Consider the following 19,479-nt stretch of genomic DNA (forward strand, 5'->3'; position numbering starts at 1 on the left):
GCCAACTGGTCGACGCTGACCCGCTGGCGCGGTCTGGAAGGATCGTTTTCATCGCCGTCCGTCAAATCGGCCATCCGACTTGCGGTGCGCGCCCTGAACCGGCCGCGCAGCCGCAAGAGTGCCAATGCCATTACCGGCGATATTCTGGGCAAGCTGCTGGCAACCTGTTCCGGCGAGGATCTAACCGCGCTCCGCGACCGGGCCATCCTGATGCTGGCCTTTGGATCAGGTGGACGCCGGCGCAGCGAAGTGGCCGGCTTGCGCATGGAACAGCTGGTCAAACAAGCCCCTGTCACTGACGAGGACGGCTCTCCCCTCCCCTCTCTCGGCATCCATCTCGGTCGCACCAAAACAAGTGGCGCCGATCACGATGAAATCGTCTATCTGACCGGCCGACCCGTCGAAGCCCTCACCCGCTGGCTGGAAGCGGCAAAAATCGACAAGGGCAGCGTGTTTCGAAAAGTCGATCGCTGGGGCAATGTTTCGGCACGGGCGCTGGAACCGAGCGCCGTCAACCGGATTGTCAAGCGGCGGGCGCAAATGGCTGGCCTTGATGCCACAGAATTCTCGGCGCACGGCCTGCGCTCCGGCTATCTCACCGAAGCAGCCAATCGTGGCATTCCACTCCCCGAAGCGATGGAACAATCACGCCATCGCTCCGTGCAGCAGGCGTCCGACTATTATAACGATGCTAAGCGGCGTAGTGGGCACGCATCGCGGCTGCTATGATACTATTCACGGAGGGACCTCCAACTCTTCGACCGCACTAAGCATGAACTGGATCGCGCTTACTTATAAACTGCCACATGCAGCTTGTTAACAGCGGTCGTTCATCGTGATGACCGCTCAAGAACGTGCCTGATCAGCTACGCTGGCTTGAAAACAATAGCGTGGGGTTTAGTTCTTCGGTGCCGATATATGGATTGGCATGGATCGCAAGAATCCACAGGCTGATCGAAGCCGTTACCGAATAAAGTAACAAGGCATGCCTCCCAGCCCGCACCCGATCCGCGTGGGTCGAGGCAATAGTTGCGATAGTCAGGAATGTCAGCGCCAGTACAAGATACCATTTATACTGGTCGATGGACGTGTTAGCGATAGCGATGCGATCATTGCGAGCATTCTGAAGCTCGTTAAAATCATGAATGAGCTGAGATACGATCGGAGCGGGCGTGCCATCACTGGCCACTGTTTGGACAACGGAACGAATGGCAAGAAGCGACCTCTCCACCTTCGGCGAAGGTTCGATATTATCGTCGGTTCCCCATTCATCGGAAACCACCAGGGCCCGATAGGTTTCTACTGCACTCTTAAGCCTCGCATTGTTCAGCACCGTGGGATGAGCAGTGCCCAGCATTCGAAAAATTGCAGATCGTTCGTTGCTGGTCGCGAGATCGGCTCGGGAATTGAGCGTCCATGCGTCTGCAGCGACGAAGCCAAGAGATAAAGCCCATGCGGTGGAAATGGTCCCGATAAAAGCACCAATGGGCACCGAAGTAGGGTCTTTCGACGCACGCGCAGCTCGCAATCCCAAAAGGAGCCACCCACAAGCATATAAAAGCGCCCCGAAAAAGCAAAATGCCAAGAATGATACGTAAATCGACATCCCCAGTAATGTTGCCATGAACGCCCCCCCAAAAAATACGTTGGCGCAACTCATTATATAGAGGGCGTAAATAAACCGTGTTCTCTTGCATAACGGCAATCTAGGTGAGATTCGTATTGCCTCATCAGAGAATGCTCCCGAACGGATAGCACATTGCCTCACCAGAATGCTCCCTATCCTCCGGTGAACTCTGGTAGCTGTTCAGCTTCGCCAGGTTCGATTCCGAAGATCATTCTATGCGCGCGATCGCGGCGCCAGCCTTTCACCCGTCGTTGCACCGTACGGATTAGTCCATCAGGATATTCACCTGGATGAATGGTTTGAAGCCGCTCCAGTAGCTCCCGACCGGTTCTCCATGGCTCAGCTTCAAACCAACTGTAAAGATCATTCGTGACGTTAACCAGCGGGTCAGGCCGCCGTCGCTCTCGTTTTAGTTTTGGCTTCGCTTTCGCTGTCGGACGAACTTCGCCCTCCGTCCACGCGATACGCAGGCTTCGCAAAAAGCTCTCGATATCGGGAGCCTCAGTTGAGGGTGTTCCCTGGTGCGCGATGTCGGCAAGCCGCTGTTGTCCTGCACGAATGTCGCGGAGGAGCTTTACAGGATCGAGTTGTTTACTCATGTGCAACAAGCGGTCGCGTACCTCCACCGCCGTCCTTGCATCCGACAAAAGCCGTTGATGTGGCGTCGCGGGAGAAGAGTAGAGCTTCTTGACCATCGCACCATCTCGCTGCTTTCCCAGCAATTTAAACGATGGTTGAAAGAAGTTCACGAACAAGCGTACCGAACGATAAAGTTCCGCGAGCGTCGCCGCAGCTTCGACACCTTCATACCGATGATAGCCAACAATACGGCGGACGACCGATCCGTTTTTCTGCTCTACATAAGCCTGATCATTTTTGCGATATGGTCGACAGCGAGTGAATTCGATATCTGAATCAATACAATAATCCCTGATCGTCTCGTTGATGAATACGCTATCGTTATCTGTATCAAAGCCAAGCAGCGGGAACGGCATTAAGCGGCGAAGCTCGGTCAAAACTTCCGTCAAGAGCTTCTGTTCGCGAACAAGCAGAGGCGCGCATTCGGTCCAACCGGTCGCAATATCGGTAAGGACAAGAGTTTGAATAAAGCTGCCGCGTGCGTTGGGACCGGAGTGCGACACCAGATCGGCCTCGATGAAGCCAGGTGCGGGATCACCCCAGTCGGAGAACTTTCGAATTGGGACACTCCGCTTCAATGCCGATGAAGCAACGGAACGTCGACGTCGACGGCCGCCCGGTGTTTCGCGCACGCTTTTCAATGTACGATCGATGGTAGCCGCACTCATCTGTAGCAAAAGTGTGCGGACCTGATCGTCTAACTTCAAATGGCCATGCTGTTCCATCGATGAGATCAAAATTGGCAGCAAGGGCTTCAATCGCTTGCCACAGATCCGGTCGGAGGCTTCCCATGCTACGATCAAAGCCTGCCGGGTCGCCTCGTCATAAATCTGCGCTCGCCTTCGCGACTGCGACTGCTTGTCGGTCCCGCGCAGCAGCCGCATCGCATGTTTGCGATGCATTCCACTTATCGAAACAAACTGGTCGAGGATCTGCGATTTTTCCTCCCGCTTTCCAGCCGCATAGCGCTTTGCCAGAGCAGCAATCAATTCATTTTTCGTCGTCACGCTGATCAACCTCATCTGATTTGCTCCGCACCCACAAATGCCGGGAGCAAATCAGATGAGGCAACAGCCAACAATCAGGGAGTATTTCTCGTGAGGCAATGCGGCGTCTCATCCTGATTGTCGCGCTATATTCTCTAGAAGGGAATGGGATATAGGTCCTCTGGTTTATCGCGGCGTTTATTCGAAGTTACACAGAGTGTGACGACCGATCTGAATGAAATAGATCAATGTTTTAAAATCTCTTTTCAGCACAAGTCTTCTCCGAAAACCGTTTTAGCCTTTTCGGGGAGGCCTCTATGTAGAATTTTTGCAATTTCGGCTTTACTAATTGATTACGAAGAGCGGTGTATTGGACAATGGGGTATCATCGATTCTATTCTTTTGGGTTGGGGCAAAGAATTGAGACTGGAAGCAGAAGTCGACAGCGTTGAAACACAACGCTCAAGTGAAAAAAGTTCGCTCCTTTCCCTTGCCATCATAATTGCGACAGCGTCAATTTTCGGGCTCACTTACAGCCTGACGGCTCCGCTGGTGGCGCATATGCTTATCAAAAGCGGGCTGACGGAAACGCTTGTCGGTGCCAATGCCGCCATGCATGCGCTCGGCGTCCTGTGCATAGCCCCCTTCCTTTCGGGACTGGCTATCCGCTACAAGCCCAAATATCTCATCATGGCCGCGCTACTTTCATCAGCGTTGCTTCTGATCCTGTTTCCAATGGTGCCTAGTTTCTGGTTCTGGTTTCCGTTGCGTTTCCTGCTGGGAATTTCTGCCGAAATTCTGTTCGTATTGACGGAAACCTGGGCCAGCGAGCTGAGCGACAATAAAAATCGCGGACGCATCATGGCGACCTATACGGCGTCGCTCTCGCTGGGTTTTGCCGGCGGCCCGCTGATCCTGTCGTTTACGGGGTTTGAAGGGTTGGTGCCATTTGCAATCGGGGCGGTCGTCGCCCTCCTCGCCTTTGTCATCATGAGTCTGCCGGGACTTCGACAGATTGAAATGGCCCAGCAAAAACACTCAAATTTCTTGCGTATGATGCGACTGTCGCCCATTGCCATGGGAACAACGGCAATCAATTCGGCAGTTGAAACAGCCGGATTGTCTTTCCTTGCCATTTATGCCATGCGGCTCGGCTGGAACGAAACCGAAGGTGCACAACTGATCACGGTTCTCATGGTCGGTGCCATTGCGCTGCAGCTTCCCATTGGCTGGCTATCAGACAAGATGAACCGGGTTACATTGATGATCGCCCTAACGGCGGTTTCCGCAATAACGGCATTTCTCTGGCCCCTGCTTCTATCGGTGAGCTGGCTGGCCTACCCGGCATTGTTCATCTGGGGCGGAATTTTCGTTGGCATTTATACGACAATGCTCGCGATAATCGGCTCGCAGTTCCGTGGGGCGGACCTTATCAGCGTCTATGCGGCGATGGGGCTGTTCTGGGGCGGTGGCGCCTTGGTGGGACCGATGCTGGCAGGCGGTTTTCTGGACGTGATGCAGCACGGCCTACCGACCTTTGTGGGAATGGTCTGCGTCGTTTTCATGGTGTTCGCCCTGATCGTAAAGCGCACGCTTAAACCCAGTGGAGACCCCCAGGCATGATACGCATCGTTCTTATTCTCCTTGGTCGCGAAATTATTCAGCGGCACTGGAAAATACTGCTCATTACCGGCGGCGTCTGGCTTCTCCTCGGCACATTCATCGCTATAGATGCGCTGGACGGAAAGACGATCATTCCGTCGCGCTTTTTTGGCTATTTCCTGCTGCCGGAAGCGGCTGTCGGCCTCCTGGCTGCCGCGTTCAGTCAGGGAACGGCGAGACGAATGCGTGTCGTGCAGGGTATCGCGTTGTTCGCGGTCGCCTTGCTGATCCTCAGCGCCACCCCCGCCAGCCACTTCACGCTTGCGATGGTGCTGGGGTTCTGCTTCCTTGTGGATGGCAGTGTGCGCATTGGCAGTGCATGGGTTGTCCGCTATCCCCGCTGGCGGCTGGGGTTGATGGGCGGCATTGCGGAAGTTTGCATCGCCATTGCAACGCTTCAGCCATGGCCAACATGGTACGCCGGAACAGTTGCCTTCAATGTCGGCGCCGTCATGATCCTTACCAGCCTTGGCATATTGAACATTGCGACACGGGTGCGACGGCTGGAAGAAGGCGCATCGATCAGCAGTATCTTCAACAGAAATCCTTTATGGAACAAGCCGGATTCCAGCTCCCTCGCCCATTCTGCCAATCGCAGCGAACTGATCGTCCATGTCTGGACTCCGACAGGTCAGGTCATGACCCCGCTTCATCAAAGGGCCATCAATCGATATATCGCAGCCGTCGATACAAACGGCGTCATTTCCACAGGCCATGCGGCTCTGGAAATGGCCCCACACGTCTATATCAGCCATTATCCGGCAGTCGAGATCGACCGATCGCCGGACGAATTCACCCGGACATTACGCGCCACCGCAGACAACAATGTGCCCGGACGTTTCCTGCCAAGCTATCAGGAAGAATCCGCCGAATGGTGCCAATCGACGGTGCAGGTGGTGATCAAGAATATCGACGCATCGCGATTGAATGCATTCTGGCAACATTACAGCGCAGACAACACCTATAATCTCACAAACCGCAATTGCTCAAGTGCAGTCGCTGATGCTCTGGATGCAGCGCTGGAAGGTGTTTATCGTGACCACAACTGGCCAATAATGACAGCGTTGCGCGCGATCATTTATCCTGAGCTATGGGCAGCGGGACTGATGCGCAAACGCGCAGAATCCATGGCGTGGACGCCCGGTCTGGTGCTGGATTATGCGCGCGCATTGTCGGCTCTGGTCGATCCGCCAAAATCGTTCATGACGTTTCCCAAACTTCGCCTGCTAAAAAAATACGCAAACACGAAGCAAGACATAAGCTAGCGCATGTCTCGCATATATCCGGCCTGGCTAAGTACCGGCAGGCTGCCGGATGACCGTAGAAAACTGTTCGCGCTCCATCGAGCGAACCGGCGTCAGCAAGGCGCGCTGCTGGATTTCACTGAACGGCAGGTCGCTGTTCATGAGCAACTCATTGTCATAGAGAAACTCCGGCAGATAGCCGGAGAGCAAAATCCTGTAATCAAATGGAAAACCTGGCTCCAGCAGGCGAACAAGGTCGAAAACGACCGTCGTGCAATTGGAGGTAAGTGTATTGTAGAAGGTCGGGTTTCTGGCAAGATCGTTGGCCTTTTCGATATATTTGAGCAACATCGCCCGCATAAGCTCCGGATCAACATCGACCGGATATCGATAAACACGTTCGTCGCGGACGTTGGTTCGCAAATAAATGATGTCGCGCTCTTCCGCCGCTATCATCGCGAGTTCGAAGCTTCTAAAAAAGCCACCCAGCGAAGAAAATTCCTGACCTTTTTTCTTGCGGATTTCGGCTGAGAACACCAGATGGCGACCATCTGCAAAGCCGAATGAAATCAATGTATGTGCAATGGCCGGATGCGTCCAGTAAGACAAGATGACATCCACCGAATTGAGTTCGCTCAACCTGTACGTCCCGGATTTCCACCTCGGCACAAATATCCGGCTGTCATTCCATGTGAAGTCACGAATGTTGTGAAATGTCACCTCGTCGTCCTGAACATCCGCTGTCACTGTGTGCTCAACATCTGCCGCCCAGTCGCGAGTAAGCGAGGGCTTCATCGACAACCACCAGGCCAAAAAAATGGAACCGAAGCAGATGAATGCAACGTTACATAAACCTATCAACTGACTGCTCGAACGCGATGAAAACAGGACCGAGATATAAGTCACAAGGACAAGTGCGGTCACGGCCATGACACAGATCTTGATCGTCTGACCTACCTGAAAATGAAACCAGAGCGCCATTGCCGCCCAGAATGCAAGCATTGTGCATAGCGATGTCCAGGCAAGCATAAAAAGCAGTTTAATCATGGTAAAATTCTATGGCTTCGGATCGGCTGTCATGAACGGAAATATTGCGAACAAACGGCTAGTGCTGGCGGTACGGATGCCCTGACACCAGTGTTTCAGATGATAATAGGTCTTGTTGCGGCAAGTTCGGGTTAACCCGTTTTCTGACCCCAGCATAGGACTGGACCTCGCGAATAGCGCTCTGGATGATGACGTTTCTTTCAAACGCAACGCGACCGGCGGCAATCACCTGATCTACCTGTTCTGTCGGAAGTGTAAAACGGGTTGGCACTTCATTGAAACGTGCTGCCATGCCGACAGGCAGATCCTGTATCGACAAGCGTTGTACATGAAACCGGACATCGCGACAGTCCCACCCTTTCAACGAGCCGCGATAGCGCATTACCGTGACGGCAGTCAGGCTGCATCGGTATGCAATGAGTTCCTCGCGCCATTGCGTTGTCGCCAGCTTGAGTGCATCGAACCCTTCCCTGACCGACGAGGAAATGGCAGTGTCAGTAACCGCGCCAAGAATTTCAGAAAGCCCTGGCCCTTGTAGCTCCCTCACCCATGGATATTCCATCTCACGGCCTGCATCCACGATGATGTAAAGAAACGTTTTCAGCTTCACAGCGTCCGCAGCCGACAATGGCCCATAGGGGGTCTGCGCCGACGCTCTGGCCATGGCAAATGGCGTTAGTCCAAGATTATCGGTCAGCGCACCATCAAGCAGTTTTATGAAATTCACATTGGTCGACCGGTAAGTGTGCAGAGCGTGTCCGTAAGCCTTCAGTCTATATGAAGCCTCGGGATCTTGCATGACCCGGCTTAGCCAATCGGGCTGGCGATATGCGCAGGCGCCATGATTAGATGCAACCGAAATGGGCTTGAAGACGACTGGAACCGCCGCGGACGCCGCGACCGCATCGGCGAGCCGCACGTCCTTCAGATTGCTGCACAGTGCTGCAAAGGTTTCTACGCTGAAGTGAAATGGAACCCGGTTATAAATATCCGATGCAGAGATCCAGATCGATGGCGCATTGGGCCAGTCAAACTTTGAATAGGTCGCACCATGGAAAATATTGTCATCGAGCCAACGGGCCAGCGAGGATCGATCATTTGCGCCACCATTCAGGACGCCAATGGCGACTGCTGGCGACAAAGCATTGGTGCGCACCCGTTCTTCAGCGTTCCTGACCAGAAACGTTTCACGGAAATCCCGATAATCATCGCGTCCTTTCATGCCAAAATAGGCCGCAAGAACCGCACCTCCAGACACCCCCGATATTATCCTGATATTATCGACCAGGCTTCGCTCATAGGGATATTCGTCCGCTATCGTATCGTCGAGCGCCCGCATAACTCCATAGCCAAAAGCGGCAGCCCGAGTGCCGCCGCCAGAAAACGCCAGGCCAATTATCATTGCGCCATCATCCCCATGATCGGGCACGAAATGATTGTCGAATGCGAGTAATTGAGGCGCTGAACGATTGATTGGCCCGACATCGGATGCCATGCAGCCCGAAACAAGAAAACTGACAACAAGCCCGAATATCGAGAACAGAAACTGTCGATTCTGCATTATGCCCCCAACGCCAATCGAACGACAGTTAACACTGCCATTGAAGCAAAAGCAAATGGCAGATCAAGGAACGTATCTCCCGCCACGATCTAAGGATTTAATGTATCGTCGAGTTCACATTTTCTCCAATCGGTCGCACCTATTTTAGGAAAACAGTTCTTTTGGAGCCCTTCTCACAGCACTGTTGTCCGCAAGGGACGCCAAGTGTTCTTACCTTTCATTTTTTCGCCAAGGACGAGCTATCATACTACGGATTGCTCGGTATCTACCGAGGCTCTCGGCTTATCTCTTTTCGCCGCCTACCGCGATCATTCCAGCTTATCTATCCCTCTCCCTGTTTATAGATTGGGACCTTTTAACTTAGGTAGGCCGCTGGCGCGCAACGGTTGTTTTGATGAGGGTTTCCTCGTTTACCGATTAAAATCGCTTCTGATGGCGGTTAAATCGCATAGTAAAACTCGCTTGCAACTGACCATTTTCTCATGCATTCCTTATTTGAACAAAGCCGCTTCAAGCGCGGGAGAAACAGCCGTGTCAAAACGTCAGGCCACCAGTGCGTTGCCCCGTCCCGCTCGCCTCATCGGTTACGCACGCGTCTCGACCGACGATCAGGTCCATGATGCACAGATGGACGAGTTGCAAGCCGCTGGCTGTGATCGCATCTTTCAGGAGCAGGGTTCCGGGGCTTCACGCGCCCGCCCGGTCCTGACCCGCCTGCTGTCGGAACTCGTTGCCGGTGACGTTCTCGTCGTGGTCCGGCTGGACCGCCTCGCCCGCTCGGTCAGTCACCTTCTGCAGGTTATCGAAGATCTCGAACAACGCGGCATCCACTTTCGATCTATCCGTGATCCCATCGACACATCCACGCCGCAAGGCATGTTTTCTCTGCAGGTGCTGGACGCCGTTGCACAGCTCGAACGCGCGCTGATTGCAGAACGGACCAAAGCGGGGATCAAAGCTGCAAAGGCGCGCGGCAAGCTTCCTGGAAATCCCGGCTTGAGAGAGCGCAAGCCGGAAGCGATCCGGGCCGTATCTCAAGCGCGCAACAAACGCTATCTCGATGAACTGATCACCTCGGCACAGACCTGGTTGCCTCTGGTGCAACAAATGCGCCCGGTCCACAGCTGGGAGAATATCGTACAGGTGCTCAATAGGCGCGGACATGACTGGACGGTCGAGCGTCTGCGCCGCGCCGTGCATCGTCTCGTCCGCGAAAAAATCGCCGACAAGAAGCTTGTTGCCCGATCCCCTCGCCGCATCCCTTCTGATCACCTGATGAAACTGGTCGCCGCAATTGCGATTGCCGATCCCGGATTGTCGCTTCGCGATATCGCGGCCCAGCTCGATCAGATGGGAGAGCGGCCGACGCGCGGTGGGAGGAAATGGCAGCCTTCCTCCGTTCGTCACCTTTTAGATGAAGCCCACCGTTTTGGTCTCATTCGTCGCTAAGCGCCTGACCGATCATTCGGCCGAGAGGCCGTCTTTCAATCAATGTGATAGACAATCCTCCGTCATTGGAACTTTCGATAATGCAACACAATATGCGTTACATGTGCCGCCCAACATCCATACGCCCGTGCAAAATACGCACAACAAGCAGCGTGTTCTCGTGCTCCCGGAAATAGATCACATGGGATCCGACGGCATATTTGAGATAACCTGGTCGGATGTCCGTCAACCGACCACGTTTGCTCCCGTCCGTTAACCCTTCAAAAGCATCCATGACGTCATTGATGTAGCTATTTGCTTGCTCTAATGACCATTCGCGTAAGGTGTAAACCCAGATATCTTCGAGATCGGCCTCGGCAAGCGGTGTAAGCTGATACCCATCAAAGCGCATGCTTCGTCTTCATTCTTTGCAGGAAGCCCTCACGATCCAAGGGCTTCGACTGACCAGACTCTTCGCCCGCAATCAGCGCCTCCTGCAAGGACCTAACGCGCGTTTCATGTTCTTCTAAAAGGCGCAATCCTGCACGCACAACATCACTGGCAGAGCCATAGCGCCCTCCCCTCACCTGTGAATCGACGAAATTGGCGAAGTGATCACCGAGCGTAACTGATGTGTTTCGTGACATATATTCACTCCTTTACGCGATTGTACCAATAATTGGTACCAACGCAAGAGCGATTGCCCAGTTCGTATACGGCGCCAAACAAAACGGGTTCAACGCCAAGCTCAGTGAGCTTCTAGCTTCCGCTGAGCGACACTGAGGTATTGCAATTGGCAGTTATGAGGCCCAAAGCGAACGCTCGACCGACGACACCTAGTTGCTGTAGGGTCTAAAAGAAACACTCGGTGGAGGCAATGAATGCCCTATGGAGTCAGCTTGAAAAGCTGCAACGCTACCGCAGTTAAAATCCTGAAGCTTTGGAATGAGGCGAGCGTATTTGAACCGAAAGGCTCGATGCTGGAATTAGGGTATCCGCCCCATCTGACACTTGCGGTGTTCGAGCAATGGCCAGGCGACGTTAGCGCAATCATGGCAGAGGTCTTTTCAGCACAGTGAAAACTTTTAATTACCTTCGACACAGTAAAATATTTTGACAATGAGACTATGATCCTCTGGACAGAGCCGCGTTCGAACCACGCTCTATCTGGCCTACACAGCAGATTACACGGCCACTTCGATCCCCTGAGCTGTCACGAACATTACCGCGTTGGTCGCTGGGTTCCTCACTGCTCCTTGGCAACTAACGTACCGCAGTCAGCCAGAGCGGCAGCTATCGGCTGGGCAGAAACCAGAAGACTCGCGTTCGCCGTCGAATTCGACTCGGCAGATTTCATCCAATTCCCGCCGGTCGTGATACATGAAGAACTGCGATTACGCTGAATGACCGGTTTGGGCGCAAAAGCGGTCTATTCTTCAGTTCGTTACCGCACCAACGATAGGAACGATTATTATGGCCACTTTCATTCTGATAGCCGGAGGCTGGCAGGGCGGCTGGGTCTACCAGAAAGTAGCAGATATCCTCGCAGGGCACGGGCACATGGTTGTGCCAATCACACTTTCGGGGCTCGGTGATACGCCTGCCCCATCGGCCAATCTTGAAACTCATGTAAGCGAGGTCGTTGATGTCGTGAAGTCGCATAGTGACGACTTGATCCTTGTCGGGCAATCCTACGGAGGAATGATCGTGAGCGGCGTAGCGGACGCCGTTCCGTCGCGCATCCGCTCACTGGTCTATGTTGACGCTTATGTCCCAGAAACCGGCGACTCGGTCTGGTCGCTGACAACACCGCGTTTTCGAGACATGTTCATCGCAGGTGCAAAAGGTGACGGGCTGAATTGTGCCCCGCCTTCCAATCTGGACCCACGATGCCGCCCACAGCCGATCGCGACATTTCTCCAGTCAATCACTTTAACCGGACGCTGGCGTGAAATACCTCGTAAGGTCTTCGTTGGCGCACATGGATGGGATGGAAGTCCATTCCTCGACCTTTACCAACGCTTGAGCGAGGAAACGGATTGGTCAACTTTTTCTCTCGATTGTGGCCACAACGTAGCTCGACTGGAACCAGAGGCATTGGCCCAGATAATGCTGACCCAGGCCCGACCAACCAGAGAAGCCTTCCCGTAGATGCATAATTATTGCTGCCGTCACTAGCGCCTACGTTCCACAACCGGCGTAAATGGGCGGCTTCTCACAGACTACCCAATTTCAAACAAGGACTTCAACGTCAGCTCACCATTCATTTTAACAAGACAACCGATCAGTCGCCTGATGTTCCTGACTATTTGCCTTCGGCCTGAGCCGGGTTATCTCGGTAGCGTTTCTGGAAGCCTTGCGGGCATTGATAACAGTTGGCCTTTCCCAAGGATTCAGTCATCGCTCCCTGCTTCAGGCTTCTGACTATTACATTAATGCCAGATGGCGCAGCGGAGCAAAGGCCAACACGAACGATGAACTGTTATAGTGGGGAAGGTGCCGTCCCCGGCACTAGAATGCCCTTTATTCGACGTAGAGGGTAAGCGCGTACTCCGCCGTTTCCCCACGCCGGGCGGCGTTGCGCATCAAGTAGACCTGGATGACGTAGTTTCCGCTCGACGGGATTGTGACGCTCGTGCCGTTGCCATTGATCGAACTGTTGTAGAGGGCCTCGTTTGCGCCTGGTGCGGTGATGTTAAAATAGAGGCTCGAATTTCTGGAATCGAGCTGGACGCTCATTTTCTGACCTGCCGTAGCGCCCAGTTTGTATTCAACTGTATCGCAACCCTTCAACTTCGAATTGATGGTCGAACTGGATGTCCCGGCAGCGAACTTGACCGTTTCGTGCCTGACATTGTCCGCCAGGCAAGGTGTCGCCAGTATCACAACAAGGCTCATCAGGATGGTGCGCAACATCGTCATCAATTGTCCTTTAGCAGCTTTCTTAACCGGACCCTGTTTTGTGGCACAATTCGTCCGATGGTTTTTCCTCCGAGTCAACAGCACACCCCGCTGCCAGCGAGTTGTAAACCCAGGGAAGATATCGCATAAACATACCACCCAATCGGACGATATGCGGGGATACTGCTCAAGGGGACGATTGGGCGTGTAAGGGCAAACCTAAACGGAAAGATGAGCGGATTGGTGGGAACTCCAGGAGCGCTATCATGGATTTGATGAACCTGCTACGCTCGGTCGAAGCCCTCCTCTACGAGATCGTGTCCTGGCTTGTATTCTATCCGCTAACCCTTTGGCGTTGCATCGTCAGTCCGGTCGAGATGGCTCTCTACGCTGAAAAGGAGCTGACCGATCCGCCTGACCAGCAGTTCGAGGATGCTCTTTCGCCCCCTCTCTTTCTGTTCCTGACGCTTCTTCTCGCTCACGGGCTTCAGGCGACATTCGGCACCAGCCAAGCAGAGCTTCCGGGCGTGCTCGCGGATATACGAAGCGGACTTCTGTTTCAGGCGGTCATCTTCAGCCTGTTTCCGCTGCTGTTTGCCATCCAGCGCGTGAAACAAACCGGCCAAGACATCACGCGCTCGTCGCTTCGTCCTGCATTTTATGGGCAGTGCTATATGGTTGTTCCATTCGCGCTGTCGGTAGAAATAGCGCTCGTGGTATTTCAGACCTCACGGATAACCGGTGCTGTCGTTCTCCTGGCAGCCACCATCTGGTATCTCGCATGCTTGACACGGTGGTCCACCAACGATGGCGTTTCCAGCACACCGAAGGCGTTCGCAAGGGCACTCGGCACCCTCGTCTTTGGGGCGCTAGGCTTTATGACGATAGTCGTTGTGGTCGCACTGGCGATCGTCCAACGTTGAGTACAGTACAGCTCGCCTAAAGCGCCGTTCGATCGCACAAGAAGTCGTTTTCCTTGTGAAGCACTTGGCCCGTTCACCGAATTGAATGACCTCGATCTACGTCACCAACTGGACGCCTAACTCATTCCCACAGTGCAAGCGCGGGGATCGTCCGTGCTTTCACAGAACTTCTTCGCTGCGAAGCACCACCGGCCGAACTCCATTTGCTTCACGAGACTGGCGACGCTGCGGTCCATATCCATTTACGCGACTGGGTCGCAAAATGTTGCCAAGCTTATCATGGTCATCTCTTTGCGCGATATTCCCAATGGATCGCTATTGCGGGAATCAAGAAAAGGACGACGTTCAGAATCTTCCAGAACCCGATGATATTGGCCATGTACATGTGTGTTTGATCGACGCTAAAGCCAAAAAAGACGGACATCATACTTGTTGTAATGCCGCTGAGCGACATCAACCACGCAAAGATGATAAACATCAGATTGATCAGGAAAGCTTTTAGCAGAACGTTTCTAATTCTAAGCGGCGTTTCCATCGAAATACTCCCTTGTTAGTAATGCGCCTTGTCTACTTTGCTCAGCACAAACCTTCTCATTGCAACCCAGCCGGCGCGCTTTTCCGCGGTCTTTTCCGACAATTCCACAAACGCGACAATCACCCTTGTCAGTTATCGTGCTGATCACAATCTCGGATTATGAGGTTGAGCACGCCCCTGAGAGCCACTTTCGCCTGTTGTTAAAGCTTATGAATCATCACCATCATCGTAGTCCTACCGATGTGATCGCTTATCCTGTTCACTCTAGGAGAGCTTGACGTTGATCTCGGGCGGAGGCATCTCACAAGACAGTCTCGGCAAATGAGTGCCACTCGCGACCCCGTATCGGCGACGATTAGCCGTTCTTGACTATTCGTCTGCATTTAACTTTGTGACGTTTCGCTCCCAGACAAAACCAATCTCAGTAATTTTTGTCCGCCGACAAAAGTAGGAAAATATAACTTTAAATCAATATGATAACGGACCGGAGCGCGAGCTATAGACCCCGCGAAGGCGTTAACTTATTATTAACTTTAAATTTGTTGCAGATCCCTAAGAATCGGACATAATAACGGTTAGTTTGGCCATTCTGTCCAAAAATCGTTTTTATGGAAATCAATGGGTAATGAACGAGATCTCGCTCAAAAAGCCGAAAGCCACGCTTAAATTCGAAAAACACATCCTCGATCAAGGGGATCAAATTTCGAAGAAGTTGCATTTGCTCAGCGTTCAGAACTTCCCAGATTCTGGAAAAAAGACACTTCGTTCATTCTCTCTTGCAGAAGCATCACAATATATAGGTGTAAGCCAGAGTCACCTTAAGAAACTTCATTTGGAAGGCAAAGGCCCCGCTCCTGAAACTTCGCCGTCGGGTCGGCGATCGTACACCGCTGAGCAGATGCATGACATTCGCCAGTATCTTGATCAAAACGGTCGATCGGAAACACGTAATTACGTCCCGCACAGAAAGCCAGGCGAACATCTTCAGGTCATAGCGGTCGTTAACTTCAAAGGCGGCTCTGGGAAAACAACAACTACCGCCCATCTGGCCCAACATCTGGCTCTTACTGGTCATCGCGTCTTGGCAATCGACCTCGATCCTCAAGCCTCGCTTTCGTCACTGCACGGGTTTCAACCGGAGTTGGATCAGGTCCCTTCAATCTATGACGCGATCCGATATGATGAGGAGCAAAAGCCGCTCTCTGAAATTATTCAGAACACCAACTTTCCTGGACTGGACATCGTTCCTGCAAATTTGGAATTGCAGGAATTCGAATATGATACCCCCCTCGCAATGAGTGACCGCAATTCGAATGCTGGTAAATCATTCTTTACCCGCATCTCGAAAGCCCTCGAAGAAGTTGACGATCAATACGACATCGTCGTCATTGATTGCCCTCCACAGCTTGGCTACCTGACTATAACGGCGCTCACGTCAGCCACGGCAGTTCTTATCACGATACATCCCCAGATGCTGGATGTGATGTCGATGGGCCAGTTCCTCCTGATGCTTGGCAATATTCTCGAGCCTATCCGCGCTGCCGGCGCAGAGGTAAATCTGGAATGGTATCGCTACCTTGTAACAAGATACGAGCCAACAGATCAGCCACAGGCTCAGATGGTGGCTTTTTTGCAGACATTGTTTGGCGAGTTTATCCTCAAGAACCAGATGGTCAAATCAACCGCTGTCTCAGATGCAGGGATCACAAAGCAAACGCTCTATGAGGTCGAAAAAAGCACGATGACACGTTCCACCTATGAACGTGCAATTGAATCATTAGATGCCGTCAATGGCGAAATTGAAGGCCTTATCCACGAATCTTGGGGCAGATGAGTTTGTCTGCTGACAAATTCAGCATTTATGATTGCAAATTCAGTGAGATAAGCGATTACGGAGATTGAAATGGCTAGGAAAAATCTTCTGGCGGGACTTACGGAGTCAACCGAAGAGCCAGTGACGTCCAATTATCGGATCGGTGGCGCATCCAAATCCATGATCCGTTCTGTTAATGAGCTTGCGCGTCAAGCTGACGCTTTCCTTGAAGGCGAGCAAGTCGTCGACCTCGATCCAAATGTTATAGACAGTTCTTTTGTATCTGATCGTCTTGGTACTGATGGTGAAGAATATCAGCAGCTTCTTCAAGCTATCCAGGAACGGGGACAGGACAGCCCTATACTCGTTCGTCCTCATCCAAGCGTAGATGGTCGTTTTATGATCGTCTTTGGTCATCGTCGTGTAAAGGTAGCCCGCGAGCTCGGACGCAATGTTCGAGCAGTTGTAAAGGCACTTGACGACAAAACACATATTATCGCGCAAGGACAAGAGAATTCGGCTCGAGCAAATCTCAGTTTCATTGAGAAAGCTCTTTTCGCAAAAAATCTTGAGACACTCGGATATGACCGTGAAACAATCTCCTCCGCACTAGCAGCTAATGCGGCAGCGATTTCCAAGATGATTTCCGTAACGTCCCGTATTTCGCCGCAACTCGTCAACATTATAGGATCAGCTCCTGGGGTAGGGCGCGAACGCTGGCTTGAACTAAGCCTTCTAGTCGAACGTAAGGCCGCTGCAATTTCCGAAATCGTAACTTCAGACGATTTTGGTTCAATAGATAGCGACGAGCGTTTCAATCGGGTCTTCACTGCGGCGAATGCCAAAGGCAAGCCGGTCAAAAAGGAACGAACCACACCAACGGCAAAGTCGTGGGGATCTAGCGAATTTGCCATTACGATGAGTCAAAAGCCGAAACAGGTCGATTTCTCTTTCAAAAGCGAGAAAGCTAGACCGTTCGGCGATTGGTTATCCGAGCGACTTGAAATCCTCTTTGAGGAATTCAAGCAATCAGAAACCAAGAATGGAGATTGAGCCGCAAAAGAAAAAGGCCCCCAAACGTTGCCGTCGTGGAAGCCCTTCTCGATGTTTTAGCAGACTGAGAATCGCATTTCCCCGAATCGGTGTCAAGAGTCATAAGCGTCATTTTGGCGGGTGGATTTCTTTTGCCTTTTGAAAGGTGAGAGGGAATGCAAATTCTGGGAACTGTCACGTCCGTGTTTCGCGGGCGAAGGAATAGTTTCGCCCAAAATCCTGAACTGCAGAATAAGCAGGGCAGGGGGGTAAACAGATGGGTGATTTACAAAAAGCTCTGTGTGGCCAAGTCAGCACTCGATCTCAATGATCGCTGCCTTGCTGTGCTCAGTTCGCTTTTGTCATTTCTCCCTGACGACGACATGAATGAGAAAACCGGCCTCGTCGTTTTCCCATCCAATCGCCAACTGTCGCTGCGTGCCCATGGCATGCCTGAATCAACGCTGCGCCGTCACCTGGCTTCATTGGTTGAGGCCGGCATCATTGCGCGCAAAGATAGCCCAACTCGCAAGCGTTATGCACATAAGGACAGGGAAGGGGGCGTTGAACTTGCCTTCGGCTTTTCCTTTGCGCCGTTGCTTGATCGCGCATCTGAGATTGCCGGTATCGCAGATAAAATCCTTGCGGAGCAAAAAGCCTTGAAGCGACTTCGCGATGAAGTGTCCGTCATGCGCAGAGAGATCGCTTCGGCTTTTTCAGAAAATGCGGATGGGTCCGGTGACCTTATTCAGGGTCTTGAAGGGCTATTTGTTCGCTTCCGTGGGGTTGTAGACACCATTCCGCGCCGGGCATCCCTCGATGAGCTGATGATTATCAAGGCCAATCTTGCAGCCATTTACGATGAATTGGCTATCGCTTTGAAAAACATGGCAATTGTTCCGGAAATGAGCGGCAACGTCGCTCAATCTGAGCGGCAGCATAATGAATCCCTGCCAGAATCCCTTTTTGAATCTCAAAATGGCAAGAAGATTGATTTGGAGGAGCCTTCTTCGGAAGAAACGGATCCTTCGATCTCCCAAAGCAAGAGCAGTATCCCTGTTTCAACTGCCATTTCGCTCGATCAAGTGCTGCGAACATGTCCCGATATTCGCGAATATGGACCAAACGGCATCAGCACATGGCGAGAGCTTCAAGATGCGTCACAGATCGTTTCCGGGTTCCTCGGCATTAGCCCATCCGCCTATCGCGAAGCGCTAAGCTTTATGGGAGCAGATGCGACATCGACGGCCATTGCCTGGATCCTGCAGAAGCTGGCGACCATCAGTTCACCAGGCGGTTATTTGCGATCCCTTACCCAAAAGGCGAGGGCAGGGGGCTTCTCCATCAGCCAGCTTCTGTTTTCTGGGATGATAAGCAATGGAAACCTGGCATCGGCAAGGATCGCAATGAGGCTCCAAAGGGCAGGGCGGCCCATGAGCAATACCAACCCTTGAAGTGTCACGCTAGGTGTTATTTATAGTCAGGTAGATGACGGTGCAGATTTTTAAGAACGCTTGGTTTGAGCGGTTTGCTGCGAAAGCAGAGGATCACAGACGCCGCCCTGATAGAAGCGGTGCGTCGTGCCGAGCGCGGTCAGATAGACGCCGATCTCAGTGGCGGTGTCATTGAGCAACGAGTCGCCCGGGCAGGACAGGGAAAGTCAGGCGGGTTTCGCACGATTATTCTATATAGGCAGGAGCGGCGGGCGTTTTTCGGAGGTTGACGATGGTGAAGAAATATAAGAGCGAAGCAATGGCGGCCATCCACGAAACTATGGAGGGCCTGTTTGAAGTCAGCGCGATCGACAAGCAGACCATGCGAGAATTTGATGATGCGTGCCTGACCGCGATTGAGCCCCTTACCCCGGAAGAGATCCGCTCCATTCGCGAGCGTGAACATATATCGCAGCCCGTCTTTGCCCGCTATCTCAATGTGAGCAAGGGTCTGGTGTCAGATTGGGAGCGTGGAGTGAAGAAGCCTGGCGGACCTGCACTACGCTTATTGACCGTTGTTCAGAAGAAAGGGCTAGGGGCGATTGCCTGATTGCGAAAAGAGCAATAAGGCGCGACAGACTCCTTTCA

General features: G+C 52.6%; 20 protein-coding genes and 1 pseudogene. 13 read left to right on the forward strand and 8 right to left on the reverse strand.

Annotated elements, in window-relative coordinates; translation table 11 throughout:
* Positions 1 to 729, forward strand: a 729-nt coding sequence (locus tag FIB18_RS23230; protein ID WP_140023190.1) for a site-specific integrase, incomplete at its 5' end; no start/stop codon positions are given.
* A 133-nt stretch (positions 730 to 862) separates the two neighbouring features.
* Here FIB18_RS23230 and FIB18_RS23235 read toward each other — a convergent pair.
* Together FIB18_RS23235 and FIB18_RS23240 are read right to left on the reverse strand one after the other, a co-directional pair.
* On the reverse strand, positions 863 to 1,624 hold the full coding sequence (locus FIB18_RS23235; RefSeq protein ID WP_112585133.1) for a bestrophin-like domain: 762 nt from the start codon (positions 1,622 to 1,624) through the stop codon (positions 863 to 865).
* A gap of 155 nt (positions 1,625 to 1,779) precedes the next feature.
* Entirely contained in the window at positions 1,780 to 3,288 is a 1,509-nt protein-coding gene (locus tag FIB18_RS23240) for a DDE-type integrase/transposase/recombinase (protein WP_140023193.1), read from the reverse strand.
* A gap of 384 nt (positions 3,289 to 3,672) precedes the next feature.
* Between FIB18_RS23240 and FIB18_RS23245 the strand changes: the two genes are divergently transcribed.
* A complete protein-coding gene (locus FIB18_RS23245) occupies positions 3,673 to 4,875 on the forward strand; it encodes an MFS transporter (RefSeq protein ID WP_235913302.1) in 1,203 nt (400 codons plus the stop codon).
* Positions 4,872 to 6,179: an HdeD family acid-resistance protein gene (locus FIB18_RS23250; RefSeq protein WP_174977469.1), complete on the forward strand. Its 1,308-nt coding sequence runs from the start codon at positions 4,872 to 4,874 to the stop codon at positions 6,177 to 6,179. Before FIB18_RS23245 ends, FIB18_RS23250 begins: the two co-directional genes overlap by 4 nt.
* 27 nt (positions 6,180 to 6,206) lie before the next feature.
* Here FIB18_RS23250 and FIB18_RS23255 read toward each other — a convergent pair whose 3' ends face one another.
* Complete coding sequence (locus FIB18_RS23255) at positions 6,207 to 7,205, reverse strand: Lnb N-terminal periplasmic domain-containing protein (protein ID WP_183621425.1); 999 nt, start codon at positions 7,203 to 7,205, stop codon at positions 6,207 to 6,209.
* A gap of 58 nt (positions 7,206 to 7,263) precedes the next feature.
* Positions 7,264 to 8,766: a patatin-like phospholipase family protein gene (locus tag FIB18_RS23260; RefSeq protein ID WP_140023196.1), complete on the reverse strand. Its 1,503-nt coding sequence runs from the start codon at positions 8,764 to 8,766 to the stop codon at positions 7,264 to 7,266.
* A 531-nt stretch (positions 8,767 to 9,297) separates the two neighbouring features.
* On the opposite strand from FIB18_RS23260, the gene FIB18_RS23265 reads away from it, so the two are divergent.
* Complete coding sequence (locus FIB18_RS23265) at positions 9,298 to 10,215, forward strand: recombinase family protein (protein WP_235894961.1); 918 nt, start codon at positions 9,298 to 9,300, stop codon at positions 10,213 to 10,215.
* 97 nt (positions 10,216 to 10,312) lie between these two features.
* On the opposite strand, the gene FIB18_RS23270 is transcribed toward FIB18_RS23265, so the two are convergent.
* Positions 10,313 to 10,606 carry a type II toxin-antitoxin system RelE/ParE family toxin gene (locus tag FIB18_RS23270; RefSeq protein ID WP_140023200.1) on the reverse strand — a complete coding sequence of 98 codons (294 nt, stop codon included), beginning with the start codon at positions 10,604 to 10,606 and terminating at the stop codon, positions 10,313 to 10,315.
* Positions 10,596 to 10,841 (reverse strand): type II toxin-antitoxin system ParD family antitoxin, encoded by a 246-nt coding sequence (locus tag FIB18_RS23275; RefSeq protein WP_109366597.1) that lies wholly within the window; start codon positions 10,839 to 10,841, stop codon positions 10,596 to 10,598. Before FIB18_RS23275 ends, FIB18_RS23270 begins: the two co-directional genes overlap by 11 nt.
* Before the next feature lie 234 nt (positions 10,842 to 11,075).
* Here FIB18_RS23275 and FIB18_RS23280 point away from each other — a divergent pair, with 234 nt between their 5' ends.
* The 3 genes from FIB18_RS23280 (at position 11,076) to FIB18_RS23290 (ending at position 12,345) form a co-directional block, all read left to right on the forward strand.
* Entirely contained in the window at positions 11,076 to 11,273 is a 198-nt protein-coding gene (locus tag FIB18_RS23280) for a hypothetical protein (RefSeq protein WP_140023202.1), read from the forward strand.
* 9 nt (positions 11,274 to 11,282) lie between these two features.
* Positions 11,283 to 11,597, forward strand: coding sequence for a 2'-5' RNA ligase family protein (locus FIB18_RS25490; RefSeq protein WP_376749582.1), 315 nt, complete (start codon positions 11,283 to 11,285; stop codon positions 11,595 to 11,597).
* Positions 11,598 to 11,667: 70 nt separating this feature from the next.
* On the forward strand, positions 11,668 to 12,345 hold the full coding sequence (locus tag FIB18_RS23290; RefSeq protein ID WP_125302462.1) for an alpha/beta fold hydrolase: 678 nt from the start codon (positions 11,668 to 11,670) through the stop codon (positions 12,343 to 12,345).
* Positions 12,346 to 12,717: 372 nt separating this feature from the next.
* Here the strand turns inward: FIB18_RS23290 and FIB18_RS23295 are convergent, their stop codons facing one another.
* Positions 12,718 to 13,116 (reverse strand): DNA breaking-rejoining protein, encoded by a 399-nt coding sequence (locus tag FIB18_RS23295; protein ID WP_125302465.1) that lies wholly within the window; start codon positions 13,114 to 13,116, stop codon positions 12,718 to 12,720.
* A 245-nt stretch (positions 13,117 to 13,361) separates the two neighbouring features.
* Between FIB18_RS23295 and FIB18_RS23300 the strand changes: the two genes are divergently transcribed.
* Complete coding sequence (locus tag FIB18_RS23300; protein ID WP_125302467.1) at positions 13,362 to 14,018, forward strand: MFS transporter permease; 657 nt, start codon at positions 13,362 to 13,364, stop codon at positions 14,016 to 14,018.
* Between the two features lie 283 nt (positions 14,019 to 14,301).
* Here the strand turns inward: FIB18_RS23300 and FIB18_RS23305 are convergent, their stop codons facing one another.
* Positions 14,302 to 14,553 (reverse strand): hypothetical protein, encoded by a 252-nt coding sequence (locus tag FIB18_RS23305; protein ID WP_112585059.1) that lies wholly within the window; start codon positions 14,551 to 14,553, stop codon positions 14,302 to 14,304.
* A gap of 625 nt (positions 14,554 to 15,178) precedes the next feature.
* Between FIB18_RS23305 and repA the strand changes: the two genes are divergently transcribed.
* From repA to FIB18_RS23330, 5 genes and pseudogenes are all read left to right on the forward strand, one after another.
* A complete protein-coding gene (repA, locus tag FIB18_RS23310; protein WP_094515336.1) occupies positions 15,179 to 16,387 on the forward strand; it encodes a plasmid partitioning protein RepA in 1,209 nt (402 codons plus the stop codon).
* A gap of 69 nt (positions 16,388 to 16,456) precedes the next feature.
* On the forward strand, positions 16,457 to 17,419 hold the full coding sequence (gene repB / locus FIB18_RS23315) for a plasmid partitioning protein RepB (RefSeq protein WP_140023206.1): 963 nt from the start codon (positions 16,457 to 16,459) through the stop codon (positions 17,417 to 17,419).
* A gap of 155 nt (positions 17,420 to 17,574) precedes the next feature.
* Positions 17,575 to 18,852, forward strand: a complete 1,278-nt coding sequence (repC, locus tag FIB18_RS23320) for a plasmid replication protein RepC (protein ID WP_140023208.1) — start codon at positions 17,575 to 17,577, stop codon at positions 18,850 to 18,852.
* Between the two features lie 34 nt (positions 18,853 to 18,886).
* Positions 18,887 to 19,112, forward strand: a pseudogene (locus FIB18_RS23325) (type II toxin-antitoxin system RelE/ParE family toxin); the annotation flags it as partial.
* An 11-nt stretch (positions 19,113 to 19,123) separates the two neighbouring features.
* On the forward strand, positions 19,124 to 19,441 hold the full coding sequence (locus tag FIB18_RS23330) for a helix-turn-helix domain-containing protein (RefSeq protein ID WP_112807394.1): 318 nt from the start codon (positions 19,124 to 19,126) through the stop codon (positions 19,439 to 19,441).
* Positions 19,442 to 19,479: the final 38 nt, after the last annotated feature.

Source organism: Brucella pecoris, from assembly GCF_006376675.1.
GTDB lineage: Bacteria > Pseudomonadota > Alphaproteobacteria > Rhizobiales > Rhizobiaceae > Brucella > Brucella pecoris.

Coding starts and splice junctions, on each gene's coding strand:
- FIB18_RS23235 (WP_112585133.1), bottom strand. CDS start 1,624: ATGGCAACATTACTGGGGATGTCGATTTACGTATCATTCTTGGCATTT.
- FIB18_RS23240 (WP_140023193.1), bottom strand. CDS start 3,288: ATGAGGTTGATCAGCGTGACGACGAAAAATGAATTGATTGCTGCTCTG.
- FIB18_RS23250 (WP_174977469.1), top strand. CDS start 4,872: ATGATACGCATCGTTCTTATTCTCCTTGGTCGCGAAATTATTCAGCGG.
- FIB18_RS23255 (WP_183621425.1), bottom strand. CDS start 7,205: ATGATTAAACTGCTTTTTATGCTTGCCTGGACATCGCTATGCACAATG.
- FIB18_RS23260 (WP_140023196.1), bottom strand. CDS start 8,766: ATGCAGAATCGACAGTTTCTGTTCTCGATATTCGGGCTTGTTGTCAGT.
- FIB18_RS23270 (WP_140023200.1), bottom strand. CDS start 10,606: ATGCGCTTTGATGGGTATCAGCTTACACCGCTTGCCGAGGCCGATCTC.
- FIB18_RS23275 (WP_109366597.1), bottom strand. CDS start 10,841: ATGTCACGAAACACATCAGTTACGCTCGGTGATCACTTCGCCAATTTC.
- FIB18_RS23280 (WP_140023202.1), top strand. CDS start 11,076: ATGCCCTATGGAGTCAGCTTGAAAAGCTGCAACGCTACCGCAGTTAAA.
- FIB18_RS23290 (WP_125302462.1), top strand. CDS start 11,668: ATGGCCACTTTCATTCTGATAGCCGGAGGCTGGCAGGGCGGCTGGGTC.
- FIB18_RS23295 (WP_125302465.1), bottom strand. CDS start 13,116: ATGACGATGTTGCGCACCATCCTGATGAGCCTTGTTGTGATACTGGCG.
- FIB18_RS23300 (WP_125302467.1), top strand. CDS start 13,362: ATGGATTTGATGAACCTGCTACGCTCGGTCGAAGCCCTCCTCTACGAG.
- FIB18_RS23305 (WP_112585059.1), bottom strand. CDS start 14,553: ATGGAAACGCCGCTTAGAATTAGAAACGTTCTGCTAAAAGCTTTCCTG.
- repA (WP_094515336.1), top strand. CDS start 15,179: ATGAACGAGATCTCGCTCAAAAAGCCGAAAGCCACGCTTAAATTCGAA.
- repB (WP_140023206.1), top strand. CDS start 16,457: ATGGCTAGGAAAAATCTTCTGGCGGGACTTACGGAGTCAACCGAAGAG.
- repC (WP_140023208.1), top strand. CDS start 17,575: ATGCAAATTCTGGGAACTGTCACGTCCGTGTTTCGCGGGCGAAGGAAT.
- FIB18_RS23330 (WP_112807394.1), top strand. CDS start 19,124: ATGGTGAAGAAATATAAGAGCGAAGCAATGGCGGCCATCCACGAAACT.